The organism is Pantoea sp. GD03673 (genome assembly GCF_029844725.1).
Lineage (GTDB): Bacteria > Pseudomonadota > Gammaproteobacteria > Enterobacterales > Enterobacteriaceae > Pantoea.
The window spans coordinates 56,012-71,427 of the sequence record NZ_JAOCKJ010000009.1; the positions used below are offsets into that span (position 1 = coordinate 56,012).

A 15,416-nucleotide genomic window follows, 5' to 3' on the forward strand; every position below is an offset into this window, starting at 1 on the left:
TTAAGGAAGCGATGAACCACGAACCCCAGCGTCCCGATCCCGACGCGCTGCTGCAGGCTAACCGTGAAACGCATCGCGGTCAGCTGAAAATCTACTTTGGTGCCTGTGCCGGTGTGGGCAAAACCTACGCCATGCTGCAGGAGGCACAGCGGCTGCGTGCGCAGGGTCTGGATGTGCTGATCGGCGTGGTGGAAACCCATGAACGGCCGGAAACCGCGCAGCTGCTGACAGGTTTAACCCTGCTGCCGCGTCGTGCAACCGGCCGCTCGCGTCATGCGGAGTTCGATCTCGATGCCGCGCTGGCGCGCCATCCGGCGGTGATCCTGATGGATGAGCTGGCGCACACCAACGTGCAGGGCTCGCGCCATCCCAAGCGCTGGCAGGATATTGAAGAGCTGCTGGAGGCGGGCATTGACGTTCTCACCACCGTCAACGTGCAGCATCTTGAAAGCCTGAACGATGTGGTCGGCGGCGTCACCGGCATTCAGGTGCGCGAAACCGTGCCCGATCCTTTTTTCGACAGCGCCGACGAGGTGGTGCTGGTCGATCTGCCGCCCGACGATCTGCGGCAGCGGCTGAAAGAGGGCAAGGTTTATATTGGCGACCGCGCTGAGCGCGCCATCGAAAACTTTTTCCGCAAAGGTAACCTCTTTGCCCTGCGTGAGCTGGCCCTGCGTCGCACTGCCGACCGGGTGGACGATCAGATGCGCGTCTGGCGCGATCAGCAGGGACGGGATCGCGTCTGGCACACCCGTGACGCCATTCTGCTCTGCATTGGCGACGACAGCGGCAGTGAAAAACTGGTCCGAACGGCTGCCCGACTCGCCGCACGACTCGGCAGTGAATGGCACGCGGTCTATGTCGAAACGCCCCGGCTTAACCGGCTGCCGGAAGCGCGGCGACGGGCGATTCTGCGCACCCTACAGCTGGCGCAGGAACTGGGTGCAGAAACCGCCACGCTCTCTGAACCGGATGAAGCGGAAGCGGTGCTGGGCTACGCCCGCGAACACAACCTGGGCAAAATTGTAACCGGCCGTCGCCCGCTGCGGCGCTGGCGGCGTGACAGTTTTGCCGAACGGCTGGGCCAGCTCGGGCCGGATCTCGACCTGCTGGTGGTGGCGCTGGATGAGCCGCTGAAAGATGCGCCGCATCCGCTGCCGGATGGCCGCGTCACCAGTGAGAAATGGCGGATTCAGCTACGCGGCGTGATGATGGCGCTGGTGCTCTGCATCGCTGTCACCGCCGCCGGTCAGTCGGTACTGATCAATTTCGATCCCGCCAACTGTGTGATGATCTACCTGCTGGCCGTGGTGATCGTGGCACTGCGCTATGGTCGCTGGCCATCGGTGATCGCGACGGTGATGAATATCGTCGCCTTTGACCTCTTCTTTGTTGCCCCCACCGGCACGGTGGCGGTTTCCGACCTGCAATATCTGGTGACCTTTGGCGTCATGCTGGCCGTGGGCGTCATTGTCGGCAATCTCACCGCCGGGGTGCGCTATCAGGCGCGGGTGGCACGCTACCGTGAGCAGCGGGCGCGGCAGCTCTATGAGATGGCAAAATCGCTGGGCAGTGCGCTGACGCCGCAGGATATCGCCGCCACCAGCCAGCGGGTGCTGGATGCCACCTTGCAGGCGCGTTGCCTGCTGCTGCTGCCGGATGAGCAGGGCGAGCTGCAACCGGTGGGCGAGGCGTTACCGGCCAGCGAGCCGGATCGTGCGATTGCGAAATGGAGTTACAGCAAAGGCCAGCCTGCGGGCGCGGGCACCGATACGTTACCGGCGGTGCCCTATCAGATTCTGCCGCTGAAAAGCGGCGCGCACTGCCGGGGTCTGCTGGTGGTGGAGCCGCAGAACCTGCGTCAGCTGATGATCCCCGAACAGCAGCGACTGGTCGAAACCTTCACGGTGCTGATTGCTAACGCCCTGGAGCGGATGACGCTGTCGCACAGCGAGGCGGCGTCCCGGCTCTCGGCAGAGCGTGAACAGCTGCGTAATGCGCTGCTGTCGGCGCTATCGCACGACCTGCGCACCCCGCTGACCGTGCTGTTTGGTCAGGCGGAAATGCTGATGCTCGACCTGGCCAGCGACAACTCAAAATATGTGCCGCAGGCCAGCCAGATCCGCGAGCAGACGCTGAGCACCATCCGGCTGGTGAGCAACATGCTGGATATGGCGCGCATTCAGTCGGGCGGTCTTAATCTGCGGGAAGAGTGGCTGGCGCTGGAAGAGGTGATCGGCGGTGCGCTGAGCAGCATGGCCCCGTCGCTGAAAGGGCATGAGGTTCAGCTCGATCTGCCGGACGACATCGTGCTGATCAAAGGCGACAGCACGCTGCTGGAACGCGTCTTCACGAATCTGATCGAGAACAGCCTGAAATATGCCGGTAACAGCGCGCCACGTGGCATCCGCGCCTGGCGTGCGGCATCACGCCTGGAGATTGCGGTGTGGGACAGCGGTCCGGGCATTGCCGAAGCTGATTTAAGCCGGATTTTCGATAAATTCTGGCGCGGCGACAAAGAGTCGGCGGTGCCGGGCGTCGGGCTGGGTCTGGCAATCTGTAAAACCATTATCGAGAGCCACGACGGCCAGATTTGGGCAGAGAACCGGCCCGAAGGCGGCGCGGTATTTCGTCTCTCCCTGCCGCTGCCGCCGGTCCCCGAAATTTCTGACGAAGGGCTGAAATAACTTCACAGTGGATCGGTTATACTTTCGGACCTGTTTGATTATTCGTGGGATTGTATGGAACGTTTTACCGAAAACCTGATGTATGCATCGCGCTGGTTGCTGGCACCGGTTTACATTGGACTTTCGCTGGGATTGCTGGCGCTGACCATTAAATTTTTCCAGGAAATTTTCCACCTGCTGCCCAACATTTTCAGCATTGCGGAAAACGATCTGATCCTGCTGCTGCTGTCACTGGTGGATATGACGCTGGTTGGCGGCCTGCTGGTGATGGTGATGCTGTCAGGTTATGAGAACTTCATCTCCAAACTCGATATTGATGAAGACAAAGAGAAGCTGAGCTGGCTGGGCAAGATGGACTCCGGCTCGCTGAAAAACAAGGTCGCTGCTTCTATCGTGGCTATCTCCTCCATTCACCTGCTGCGGGTGTTTATGGAAGCGCGCAACGTCGAAAACGACAAGCTGATGTGGTACGTGATTATCCACCTGACCTTTGTGCTTTCTGCCTTTGTGATGGGCTGGCTGGACAAGATGTCGCGCTACGATAAAAAGTAAAGTCATTCGCTTTCCGGCGCACCGCTGACGCGGTGCGCCTGTTTTATCCTCGCCTCAACGCCTCAACGCCTCAACGCCTCAACGCCTCAACGCCATGATCCGCTGACTCTGCCCGCTGTTACTCCGCCTTGCCTGCGCGAGCCGGTTGCGAGGCCGGGCGCGTGCCCGTCAGCTGCGGCATCACCTCTTTGATCAGGGCAAAAAAATGTTGCAGCCGGGCAGGATAGTAGCTTGCCCAGGGATAGGTCAGCCACACCGGCAGCGGCGGAGCCTGCCACGCGGGCATCAGCTGAACCAGTTTTTCTTCGGCCAGATCCTCCTGCACCGCCCACGAGGAGACAATCGCTGCACCCATCCCGGCCAGCGCCGCTTTGCGCACCGCGTAGAGACTGTCACTGCTCAGCCGGGGGGTAATCGCCAGGTTCACCGGCTGGCCGTCGTCAATCTTCTGCAACGCCACTTCGTTACGGTAAAAGCTGGTCAGCGCCAGCCACGGCAGATCACGCAGCTGTTCCACCCGTTCAACAGGGGGATGCCGGGCCAGCAGATGCGGAGCCGCCACCACAATGCGCGGCACTTCAGCCAGCAGAATCGCCACCACCGAGGGATCGGTGGGCGCACCGACCTGAATGGCGCAGTCCACGTTCTCCGCCATAAAGTCGGGCGTGCGGTCATTCAGCATCCACTCAATATTGAGCCGGGGATAGCGGTGAAGATAGTCCACCAGCGGGGCGATCAGCTGATCCTGACCAAAGGCGTGCGGGGCACGAACCCGCAGCGTGCCCACCGGGTCCGCGCTGGCACCGGTCAGCTCATCTTCCAGCGCATGCCAGGTTGCCAGCAGCTGCCGTGCCTGGGCGTAGCAGCGTTCGCCATCATCGGTGAGCTTCAGCGCATGGGTGGTGCGCAGGATCAGCTTCAGGCCCAGCCGCTGCTCCAGGGCCTGCAGGCGACGGCTGACGGTGGGCTGCGTCGTGCCGAGCTGCGCGGCGGCGGCAGACAGGCTGCCGCTCTCGACAATACGGATAAAGGTCTGCATCAGGTCAATACGATCGCTGCTGCCGGGAGTGTTCATACGCACCACGCATAACGGTTTTGTCTGGCGTCAGTCTACCGCGTATAACCGCAATGCGCTTTAATGCTGTGACGAAATGATGAGGATGACACCATGTCAGCAATAGAAAACGCAACCCGAAACGAACCGCTCTCCACGCCGCTGGTGTTTACGCTGGCCGCCGGTGCCGGACTCAGCGTCGCGTCGATTTACTACAGCCAGCCGATGCTGGATATCATCAGCAGGCAGTTTAACGCAGGCATTGGCGCAGTCGGTATGGTCCCCATGCTGACGCAGGCGGGCTATGCGCTGGGGATTCTGCTGCTGGCCCCGCTGGGCGATCGCCATGACCGGCGCACCATTATCTTTATCAAAGGCTTATTGCTGGTCGCGGCGCTGCTGCTGTGTGGGTTTTCGGGTGGACTCAGCGCGCTGCTGATTGCCAGCTTTGTGACCGGCCTGACTGCTACCGTCGCGCAGGACATCGTGCCCGCGTCGGCGGCGCTGGCCCCGGAACGCAGCCGGGGTAAAACGGTCGGCACGGTGATGACCGGCTTGCTGGTTGGGATTCTGCTGTCGCGGGTGGTCAGCGGCGTCGTAGCGGAATATTTCGGCTGGCGCACCATGTATATGATCGCCGCGCTGGCAGTGCTGCTGATTACGCTGACGCTGTGGCGGGTGCTGCCGCGCTTCGCGCCGGGCACTTCGGTGAGCTATCCGCGCCTGTTGCTGTCGCTGGTGCATCTGTGGCGTCATCATCAGACGCTGCGCCGGGCCGCGCTGGCTCAGGGTCTGCTGTCCGTGGCCTTCAGCGCCTTCTGGTCGACGCTGGCGTTAATGCTCAGCGACCGCTTTCATCTGGACAGTGCGGTGGCCGGGGCGTTTGGACTAGCCGGTGCAGCAGGCGCGATGGCCGCGCCGCTGGCGGGCAGTTTCGCTGACCGCATCGGTCCGGCCAGGGTCACGCAGGCGGGTGCCGCGCTGGTGACGATCTCTTTTGCGCTGATGTTTCTGCTGCCGCTTTTGCCCATGCCCGCGCAGCTGGCGCTGATTGTGGTCTGTACCATTGGCTTTGATTTAGGGGTGCAGGCCACGCTGGTGGCGCATCAGACGCTGGTCTACGGTCTGGCACCGGAGGCACGCAGCCGCCTGAATGCGTTGCTGTTTACCGTGGTGTTTATCGGTATGGCGACCGGTGCGGCGCTGGGGAGTCTGGCGCTGGCACACTGGGGCTGGAATGGCGTGGTTGCGCTCGCAACCTTAGCCGGTGCCGCCGCGCTGGCGGTCCGCTTCGCCAGCCGTCACCTGAAAAACTGACACCTCGCCCGTCAAATAATGTGCCAGGCTTATTCATAAACCCGAAATATCTGGAGTGTTATGAACTTTTTAGCCTGGACAGCAGCGACGGGCGGCCTTCTGCTGTTGATGTCGCTGGCTTCCGGTTGGATTCACCGGGGGCCAGTCACTTCATTCGGACTGTTCCTCATCGCGGGTATCCTGTGCGGCCCGTGGGGATTTGATCTTATTCACATCGACATCGTCACCCATTCCGAAGCCGTGGCCCACATCACGGAAATCACCATGGCGGCCTCGCTGTTTATCACCGGTCTTAAGCTGCGTCTGCCGCTGCAGAACAACTGCTGGCACACCGGGCTGAAACTGGCCTTTCCCGCGATGCTGCTCACCGTAGCGGCAATGACGCTGCTGGCGCACTTCCTGGTGGGGTTAGACTGGCCAGTTGCGCTGGCGTTTGGTGCCATTGTCGCACCCACCGATCCGGTACTGGCGAGCCTCATCTCGGTAAACGATGCGCAGGATGATGACTCGCTGCGGGTGGCGATCTCCAGCGAAGCGGGTATGAACGATGGCTCCGCGCTGCCGCTGCTGATGCTGGCGCTGCTGCTGTTCAATGGCGAGAGCCTGAGCGGGGGAATGCTGGCGCACTGGGGGGCGGTCGAGGTGCTCTGGGCGATTGGCGGCGGTCTGATCATCGGTTTTGTTCTGGGGCAGCTGGTCGGCATGCTGGCGACCTGGCTGCGTAACGCCAACGGTGACGTCGCGCCCAACGATTTCCTCGCGCTGGCGCTGATTGCGCTGAGCTATTCGCTGGTGGAGTGGCTGGGTGCTTCCGGCTTCCTGGCCGCCTTTGCCGCCGGATTGGGCCTGCGCCGTGCCGAGCTGGGCGTGTTCCGTCGTCATCAGCCGGAGGATCTCTCAGATGATGAGCGCGTACTGCCTTCGGAAGCGCTGGTGAATCCCAACAAACGCCTTGCGCATCAGGGCGACAACAATATGGTGAAGTCGATTGGGTTTGTAGTAGGCGATGCCCTCTCTTTTGGCGATACTATTGAACGTTTACTGGCGGCGGGCATGATGGTGGTGCTGGGCGTCACGCTGGCGCAGCACTGGAATATTTACGGCGTCCTGACGGGACTGGTGCTGTTTGCTGTGGTGCGCCCGCTGGCCGTCTGGCTGGTGACGCTACGCGCCGGACTGCCGCTGGGGCAGCGGCTGCTGATTGGCTGGCTGGGCATCCGGGGAATTGGCAGCCTGAACTACATCGCCTATGCCTGGACGCACGGCATGCAAGGCCCGCAGATGGAAATCATGACGAATATGGCGTTAACGCTGGTGGTCTGCAGCGTGGTCATCCACGGCACCACCGTATCGCCGCTGCTGAACTGGCGTCAGAAGCGTATTGATGCCCTTCAGCGTAAGAGTTAACCCGAACGAACAGGAGTTAAAACATGAAAGTATCTCAGATAGTGCTGCTGAGCATCCTTGCCTCCGGCAGTGCGCTGGCGGCAGACGACGCTGGCACGGAGCAGAATGTCTACGCCAGTCAGTTGTGCCACATTGTCAGCGGCGAAAAAAAGGTGGCTACGGCGGATCATTACGTCGAGCAGATGAAAACGACGGTGGCGGGCGGCCAGTCACCGTCGGCGATGAATCAGCCTGAATTTGATGAAGAGTCTGCACGTGAAGTGGCCAGTGCCTGGCTGCAACTGGGCGACGATGAGCGGGCTAAACTGCGCGTCAATGAACAGCAGTGCGAGCAGGCCGTAATGGCGCAATTCCAGCAGGAAGATTAACCCCGCCGGAGAAGATAAAAACGCGCCTGCCGGGCGCGTTTTTTTATGGCTTTTCAGGGGGCATTGCGTACATAATCGCCACCCATGGCACCAGACTTGCATCTGTTGATTCTTCTGCAGCCTGCCGCAACGGTTCGCTGACATTTCGGGCATCATATAACAGGCATTATGATTACGCGTCGACGCTTTATTCTCGGCACGGGAGCGCTCGGGCTCTCCATGACCACCGGCAAATTATTTGCCCGCGATGACATTATTCCCCTCTGGCCGGACGATCCGCCCGGCGGCGGCGGCCCGTCGGGCCAGTTGCACATTAACAGCACCGGTTCCTGGTCAAATATCGTCAGCCCGGCGATTCAGCGGTTTAAACCGGAAAATCCCAATGGTGAAGCGGTATTAATCGCCGCTGGCGGCGGCTATCGCTGGATCGGCATGGGACGTGAAGCCTGGCCGGTGGCACGCTGGCTGAACGCCAGTGGCTACACCGCCTATGTGCTCAGCTATCGGCTGCCGCATGAAAAGTGGCAGGCGGGGCGGCTGGCTCCGCTGCAGGATGCGCAGCGTGCTATCCGGCTGGTGCGATCCTTTGAGCGCAAGGTGCATGTGCTGGGCTTCTCGGCCGGTGGCCATCTGCTGGGACTGGCGGCGGCGCGCCCGGACTTTGAATCCTATCCGGCCATCGATCCGCTGGATGAAGTGGTGCCCGCCGTAGACAGCGTGGGCCTGATCTATCCGGTCATCACCCTGGAAGCGCCTTATCAGCACACCAGCACGCATCTGATGATGGTCGGCAAAAATGCCACCCCGCAGGATGAGGCGAACTGGTCCGTGCAAAATTTCGTCACCCGGCAGTATCCCCCGACGTTCCTGGCGCAGGCCGAGGATGATCATACGTCCAACCCGTTTAACACCGAACTGATGCGCGACACCTGTCGCCGTAACCGCGTGCCGGTTGAGCTGATTCAGATCAGCAAAGGCGGACATGGATTTGGTCTGGGCAAAGCGGGCACGCCCGCGGCGTTGTGGGATCAGGCGTATGTACGCTGGCTGGATCGCGTGAGCTGAATTGCACTGGCGCGGTGCTGCACTGCACGGTCAGCAAGCGGATGTGGATGCGGCATAAAAAAACAGGCGACCGGGGTCGCCTGTTCTGTTTCTGAAGCCCGGTGCGGCTTAGCGCATGGTCTTGGCTTACTTCTACACATGCCCACTGTAGAAATCTGGAAACACTTTGATCTGCTCGCCATTCATTAATACACCACGATGGTTGTATCAAATGTGGGGCAGATTGGATCAAGTGAAACATGTTTTGGGACAAAAGCAAGTTAGTTTAATTACGCTAAAACGTTTCTATCAAACTAGAAAAAATATGCTAAAGACTTCATCGTTTGATATTTATAAAACTACTTCTGTCTCTATAATTTAGCTAGGGGTAACAGCTCCCTCTAGCATATCTATGCAACAATGCACAACGATACCAATGTGACTACCAATTAATTCTCTGTTGGACGGAAGTAGTGTCAGGGTCATATGTATTTTGACCATGACTGCGTATTACAGCATTTACTTTTATCGCATCGCCAATGACTTCCCTGATTTTTTCAACTGCCTCGTCAGAGGCAATGACAAGCCATCCATTCGAACAAATATCATCCATTTTAGGTGGTTGTCGAGATATAGGACCATCTTTCCAGTAGATGCTTTCAACCATTACATCCCCTTTCTCATTGATCCAGCGGAATAATCGTTCATCAGAAACAGACCAACCTAGGAAAAAACCAATAGCTGGATTCAGTGCTAACCACTCAATGCCTCCATGATCGACGTATGCACCTGTACCATAAATTACCAAGGATGGTTTGCTAGTGGCAGTGATTTCAGGGTAATCAATTGCAGACCAATGCATCATACTTGGGAAGAAACCATAAGGTGACGTAACTACTACATCATCATTCCATACAGGATGACAGACTGTAGACATACGAACCTCCGTCGGTAAATCCCAATCTAACCAGCGCCAGGTTGTAAATTCACCAATAATTTTTTTTCCAGTGTCTATACGATCAGGAAATTGTGCAATACATTGTTCTATATTTTCCAACCATTCATCATGATTATGAGATATGTTTCTATCTTTTGCTTTCGGTACAAAAATACACTCAGGTTTGATAGTGGGTTCAAGATCCAATAAAAATTCGTCACTACGTTTGAAAATATCTCGCAGAAGATCAACTGCTTGAGGAGGTATTCTCCCTGCATCTAATAACTCGCATACCACATACGACAGTGCTAGCTTTGCCACTTTTGGTCTCAGCCGATGATAAGTCAGCTTGAGTCCAATCCCTTCCAACCAGTTTCTATAACTTTCTTCAGCTTGCTTATTCCATTCATTCTCTGGAATCAAGGTTTTCATAAGCTCAGACACTCTGTAGGCTAAGTTCTCAAACGGTACGTTTGACATATCAGCCACAAGCTTCGCTTCATTCATTAAAGCTCTCAGCAACTCAATCGGGTCATCAACATCAGGGAGTGTTTCTCCCGGAAGGATAGCTGAAAAAGGAATAGCTTCATTTTTATTACTTATTTCTGGTAACTCCAATTCGTATATCAAAGGTAACTTTGAGCGTTCATGTGGAGGTAGCCTACCTTCGATTTCTAGCCTAATAGATAAATCCAAGGCAATCATCCTGACACTAAAGTCTTCCGACGCACAAAGTGAAGATATTTCCTGCTCAAATTGAAGAGCAAATTCTTTGAAATCCTTTGCCAAGCTACTTAACAAAGATAATACTTTTACCTGCGTCAACCCAATTTTTTCTATTCTATGAGTTACTTGCCTAAGAATATCTGGCCAATTTTCTTCATTTTTAGTCAACTCAACGATTGCCTGATGAGCCATAACCCCTAATTCTGGAATAGCGATATCAAGCATATCGAATGCAAACTCAATGAGTAAACTGGCATCATTCTTCTCGCCAATGTCATCTAACAGTGCTGGTGGTTTCGTATGGCCTTGTTCAAAAGCGTCTAGCTGGTATACATGCTCTTTGATTTCCTTCCAAATTGGCAGGACATCTTTATTCTCAAAGAGGATGTCGACAATTTCTGGTAAGTTCCAAATTAAACTGCTTGGATACCTATATTCACTAATATAATCATCAACTAAACAAGCGAGCGCTTGAGGTCGCCACTTTTTAGCATCAATTTTAATAAGGGCTTTAAATATCGACTGCCTAGAACCTCCATCCCAATGCAAATCCCAGCCTTTAGCATCCGAGTTATCGAATAAACCTTCTAATAGATTGTTCGCTTTATCTATTTCACCATGTGAAGCCAATGCGCCAGCAATACAAGAAATAAGATTATTATCAGGCTTAACTGGCTTTAGTAGCTTATAGAGTTCCTCTAATTGAGTGACGCTCATACCTTTCAAAAAAGGTTGAATTAAATTCATCCAGCGAAAATAATCAACGGATTTCACAGTTCGAAGAAGCTGAAAAAGGCCTTCAGAAGAATTAACTTTCAGCTGAGCCTCTTCATACGTAAGTCTTTCCCCGGTATTTAATATCAGATGGGGTTCATGAGTAGTATATTTTTCTTGGGGTGTAGAAATCGCCAATGATGCATAAGAACTATTGTCTAATCCTGCTTCTCTGACGCCAAGCGCTACCCCCTCTAACCACGAGTAACGATTTGAAGGTAATAAATGTATGTTAATAGATGAAATAAGCTCTTCGATCTCATCCGCAACACTATTATCAGAAGATTGGCAGCATCGAGATACTAATTTTTTAGGCAGATCAGAGGGATTGTACTCTTCGAAAGGGATCAGCAGATTTTTCACCATCACTGATATTTCTTTCAATGGCGGACTTGAGCCATCAAGCATTCCAGATAGCAACCCTGTTAGGCCCGGAGCATAATCAATTCCTTTATGATCGAATAACCACCGCAAGAGCTTTAAACCATATGCCGGATTCCAACGTGTAGTATTAGTGATGAGATCGAGCCCTGCTTCCTGAGTACCACGACCGTTTCCCGACTGTTGCAAATCTACTAACGCCAAAGAAAATCGACATATTTCATCGTAAGCTAAATTAGGATATTGACTGATGAACTTACCTAACCACGATACCCAATGGGAAAATTGCCTATCTTTCCTATGATATATTCCAAAAGAACTCATAAAGATTTTTGGTAACAAACTAGCCGCTCGATTTGCTTTACCAATCTTTGACCACATTATAGAAAGTTCATAGTACTCAGATATTTTGGAGTGAATTTCATCAAAGTCTGGAATCTCTTTTTCGATTTGATCCAGTATGCCAATTAAAGCATCCCTGCTATATCCTTCCTTATATAAAGTGAAAGCAATTTCTCTGCGCCAGCTAGTCGGCCAATATCGTCTATCCCAATCTTTTCTAAACGCATCGGCTAGAGCAAAAATACAATCATTTCCATGTTGAGAAGTAGCATTTATCGCGAATTTAAAATAATCAACAGCTGCCGATTCAAACTCATACCACCCAATCCAGTCCCTTGTTTGGTTAAAAGGTTTTCGTAACAATTCAAATGATGGTTTTATTTCTTGTACAATAAAGCTTGGTAGCAGCTTCTCTCCAGCCCAACCTCTTCCCCAAATGCTCGAAAATCTCACTAAAGCGCGTTCAAATAACACATTCCCTGTATATTTTTTTTCTCTTTCATTTGGAACAACTTTAATAAGGTCAGTGCCTTGTCCCAGAGCTGCTCGTAGTCTATTAAGACGAATTCTATCTGCAAATGGACTTAGGTTCTTCCATTGGCCATGAACACCATATTTATAAAGTTTTGGCTGTTCTAGATTTTTAAACCATTCATTAGTTTTTTCTAAACTTCCATTTACTCTGTAATCCAGTTCAGCAACCAACAGCTTGTCCGAAAAATCCAAGTCATTATTTTCAGACCAGCCAATAACAGCCTCGAATGCGGTGTCTACCAAAGCCAATGGAAATTTGTTAATGCATATGGAGACACATAAATCTATAAGGCTATAAAAGTACTCATTTTTTTTGGATAAGAAATAAAAAAGCTCAGTTGTTTTCTCTTCATCTTTTGTTTCATAAACACCCTTAACCAACCGTCTCATTAAGCGAACATGCAGGTCTTCATCACTTTCACTCCATGCTCCTGCATCATCAACTTCATACTTCGTTTGGTGTATAGTTGAGACAAGGGCGCCTAGCGGCATGAAATAATGAGCTACATCAGCCCATAGTTTTAAATCTTCAGTTCCACCATGCTGCGGAACAACAGCATCTCCACCCGACAAGTAACTTAGCGGTTCAGCACATTCAAATACTCTTTTAGCTTCATTAAAGAATTTATTCTCAGCTAGAACTTTAGAAAATTTAAGTGCTTGTGAATCACTAACCCTTAGCAGTTCCCCGTCGAATATATAGTTAAGCGCTGAACTTACCCCCTTCGATGAAAATAAGAGATTAAGTACATCAACCTCATCAAGGGCATCTCTTCGTTCTCTAACCTCATGTTCAATTAAGAGACATCTCACTATGGCAAGCGGATCATTGAGCTCCTTAGCCGACAATAGAACAGCGTCAATATCATCTGTCAAACTCGAAGTATTCCGAAGATTAAAGAACTGGTCTCTAAAGTAACCTTGAGTCCCTGTGTCAATTACAGCTTCCATCTGCTTAGCATTAAAAAGATGGTAAACTGCCTCCCAGCGCATTGGATTATTATCCTTAGAAGATTGAATACAGTATTCAGCTAATACCTTGTGATATTCAATATTTTTTGAATTATCTAAATTACCAAATAGATTTCGGCTAGTTTTATCTAAAATAAACTGTCGAAAACTGTTATGAAAAAAACGCCAACTTACATCACTATCCTTCTTGAAATAGTGGGATGCACCTGAAATAAAATCGCGAATAGTTGAATTATCAGACCATTTCTCAAGCAGTTGAGTATCAATTGGTACTCTCAATCTTGACAATAACGCAAGTAAGTCAACAAGCTTTTGATTACTCTCTATTTGTCGCCAATAAACTGAGTAGCTTTGTTCAATATGCCCTTGGTAAAGAGGAAAATCATCAATAGACTCATCATAATCCCTACCCGATCTACTAGTAATAAATTGCAGCAAATAAACCAAAGATAGTGGGTGCCCCAATGATTTTTCGAAAATTTTCTTTTTATTATCATCTGTTAGTTCGGAGCAACCCGGCCATTTGTTTATGGCTGCATAGACATTTGTCCGAGTGAGAGGAGATATGTTAATAGTTCGACTTTCATGCCTGACATGCTCCTTTATCGTGTTAGACAGATCTTTCAACTCCAGCGTTTGACTACCTAGAACGAATATCACCCCATCAGGCACGGTATTAGGTGGAGGTAAATCTGACAACAAACTCTGTAGAGGATTTTGCTCTCGCTGAATATGGTCTAATCCATCCACCATGATGACAGTTGTTACGCCATCATTTTTCCATTTCTCATGGGCTTGTTGAAGCTGCTCTCCTAACAGCGATAAGTATTCTTCTCTTGAGCCTGACTGCCCAGAACTTTCACCACGAAAGCCATGATTTTTTAGCGACAAGGTGATGTCATGAAGAAAAGTAGTCGCTTCACCACGCCCTTGATAAGTGCTATCGGGAACATACGCGTAATATCTAACTAATTTATATCCGGTTTTATACTTTAAAGTATTAGTAAGCGTTGTTGATTTTCCCGAGCCAGGAGTTCCAAGCAATGCGACATAGCCCTGCTTGGTTTGTGATAAAACATTAGATATAGAGCTAACAGTGTCCTCGATTTCTTGATAGGTTCGGTCGATTGGAAATTCGTGAACAAATTTATGCTTAAATCGATGACTCCACGCCATCCGATCCAACATATCATCTTTGGACAGCTCAATAATTCGACGTTCACCTCCTGCCATTTTCGTCAGTAGGTTATATATTTTTTCAATATCTTCTTGTTTTCTTGCTTGCCCCTGATTGGTTATAGGGATATCAGTTGGTCGCTTATAGTTAAATTCAAGCTCACAACAATGAATAAAATTCAAAAATTGGTCATCATTGAAATTTGACCGTTTCTGTAGGTCCAACAATGCCTCTTTCCAACATTCGGCTACTTTATCAAAGCCAGTTTCACACCATCTTCTATCAAACCAACATTCTTTTAAGAAAGATTGAAAGTGAGCATGTTGAGGGACTGTATCGCCTAAAGGAATCTTTGCGTTAGGGTTTGAGGTCGGTACTAATTTGTGAAGCAGATGAACTTTTACAGTTCTTTCTTTGTAATTTTCTTTTAAGTGTTTCCATCCTTCTGAAAGCTGCCTGAAAAGGCTAAGCTTTTCATCTCCTTGCTTTGTAGAGCTATCTCTTACAAAGTCTGCATAACTTATTGATTCAACGTATTCCGCCCATTTCACTTGATACGCATCAAGTTTACCAGTAGTCGCTATGAGTATGTCATCCAAACTTCCTGCATCTGGGTCGGCAACACGAAACCACTCGAGACTTCCATCAAGTAAAGCTTCATATATTAGGCCTGCAGCTATTTCATACTGAGGTACATACCCCAGCATGGCAGTACGCTCACCATTACCTGAATTAGTATTTGACACTCGAATATGCTCCTTAAAAAGATAATGCCACGCTTCCTTTAGATATTTAATAAAATAATTTAAATATACTTAACGAATACTAGTAGCCGGGGAATACTTAATCGATATGGTCTCCAAAGCTTATCGCTTGCCCCTTTTTCCCAATACTTATTCTTCCTATATACTGAAAACTAATTTATCTAAGCCATTAACAGTAGAGACTTTGAATCATTACTAATATTTGGTCAAGGACTTAGACAAGGTGAAGATAGTTCTGCAGGTCCTAACACCGAATCGCTACCGTTAAGACGTCACTTTGTCGCATTACTAAATTTTGATCAACACTAGGCGAGTGATGTTCATCTCAATTCACGTTGCTAACTTTGAATGGGCATAAACGTTCTAGTATCAATGAGTCA

Annotated in this window: 8 protein-coding genes; 6 read left to right on the top strand and 2 right to left on the bottom strand. The window is 51.3% G+C overall.

Translation table 11 applies throughout. The annotated features are described in order from the left end of the window. The first annotated feature begins 11 nt into the window (after positions 1–11). Entirely contained in the window at positions 12–2,687 is a 2,676-nt protein-coding gene (kdpD, locus tag N5J69_RS17585) for a two-component system sensor histidine kinase KdpD (RefSeq protein ID WP_279771870.1), read from the top strand. Positions 2,688–2,741: 54 nt separating this feature from the next. Further along, on the top strand, positions 2,742–3,239 hold the full coding sequence (locus tag N5J69_RS17590) for a TIGR00645 family protein (protein WP_003852093.1): 498 nt from the start codon (positions 2,742–2,744) through the stop codon (positions 3,237–3,239). Positions 3,240–3,357: 118 nt separating this feature from the next. Here N5J69_RS17590 and N5J69_RS17595 read toward each other — a convergent pair whose 3' ends face one another. After that, positions 3,358–4,314, bottom strand: a complete 957-nt coding sequence (locus N5J69_RS17595; RefSeq protein ID WP_279771871.1) for a LysR family transcriptional regulator — start codon at positions 4,312–4,314, stop codon at positions 3,358–3,360. Positions 4,315–4,407: 93 nt separating this feature from the next. Here N5J69_RS17595 and N5J69_RS17600 point away from each other — a divergent pair, with 93 nt between their 5' ends. From N5J69_RS17600 to N5J69_RS17615, 4 genes are all read left to right on the top strand, one after another. Further along, positions 4,408–5,610 (top strand): MFS transporter, encoded by a 1,203-nt coding sequence (locus N5J69_RS17600; protein WP_279771872.1) that lies wholly within the window; start codon positions 4,408–4,410, stop codon positions 5,608–5,610. 60 nt (positions 5,611–5,670) lie between these two features. Next, complete coding sequence (locus N5J69_RS17605; protein ID WP_279771874.1) at positions 5,671–7,017, top strand: cation:proton antiporter; 1,347 nt, start codon at positions 5,671–5,673, stop codon at positions 7,015–7,017. Positions 7,018–7,040: 23 nt separating this feature from the next. Continuing rightward, on the top strand, positions 7,041–7,385 hold the full coding sequence (locus N5J69_RS17610) for a hypothetical protein (RefSeq protein ID WP_279771876.1): 345 nt from the start codon (positions 7,041–7,043) through the stop codon (positions 7,383–7,385). Positions 7,386–7,553: 168 nt separating this feature from the next. Continuing rightward, positions 7,554–8,450: an alpha/beta hydrolase gene (locus tag N5J69_RS17615; protein WP_279771877.1), complete on the top strand. Its 897-nt coding sequence runs from the start codon at positions 7,554–7,556 to the stop codon at positions 8,448–8,450. Positions 8,451–8,871: 421 nt separating this feature from the next. Here the strand turns inward: N5J69_RS17615 and N5J69_RS17620 are convergent, their stop codons facing one another. Next, a complete protein-coding gene (locus N5J69_RS17620) occupies positions 8,872–15,018 on the bottom strand; it encodes a hypothetical protein (RefSeq protein WP_279771878.1) in 6,147 nt (2,048 codons plus the stop codon). Positions 15,019–15,416: the final 398 nt, after the last annotated feature.

What these genes read in the sequence shown, in the direction of transcription:
- kdpD (WP_279771870.1), top strand. Translation starts at nt 12, where the DNA reads ATGAACCACGAACCCCAGCGTCCCGATCCCGACGCGCTGCTGCAGGCT.
- N5J69_RS17590 (WP_003852093.1), top strand. Translation starts at nt 2,742, where the DNA reads ATGGAACGTTTTACCGAAAACCTGATGTATGCATCGCGCTGGTTGCTG.
- N5J69_RS17595 (WP_279771871.1), bottom strand. Translation starts at nt 4,314, where the DNA reads ATGAACACTCCCGGCAGCAGCGATCGTATTGACCTGATGCAGACCTTT.
- N5J69_RS17600 (WP_279771872.1), top strand. Translation starts at nt 4,408, where the DNA reads ATGTCAGCAATAGAAAACGCAACCCGAAACGAACCGCTCTCCACGCCG.
- N5J69_RS17605 (WP_279771874.1), top strand. Translation starts at nt 5,671, where the DNA reads ATGAACTTTTTAGCCTGGACAGCAGCGACGGGCGGCCTTCTGCTGTTG.
- N5J69_RS17610 (WP_279771876.1), top strand. Translation starts at nt 7,041, where the DNA reads ATGAAAGTATCTCAGATAGTGCTGCTGAGCATCCTTGCCTCCGGCAGT.
- N5J69_RS17615 (WP_279771877.1), top strand. Translation starts at nt 7,554, where the DNA reads ATGATTACGCGTCGACGCTTTATTCTCGGCACGGGAGCGCTCGGGCTC.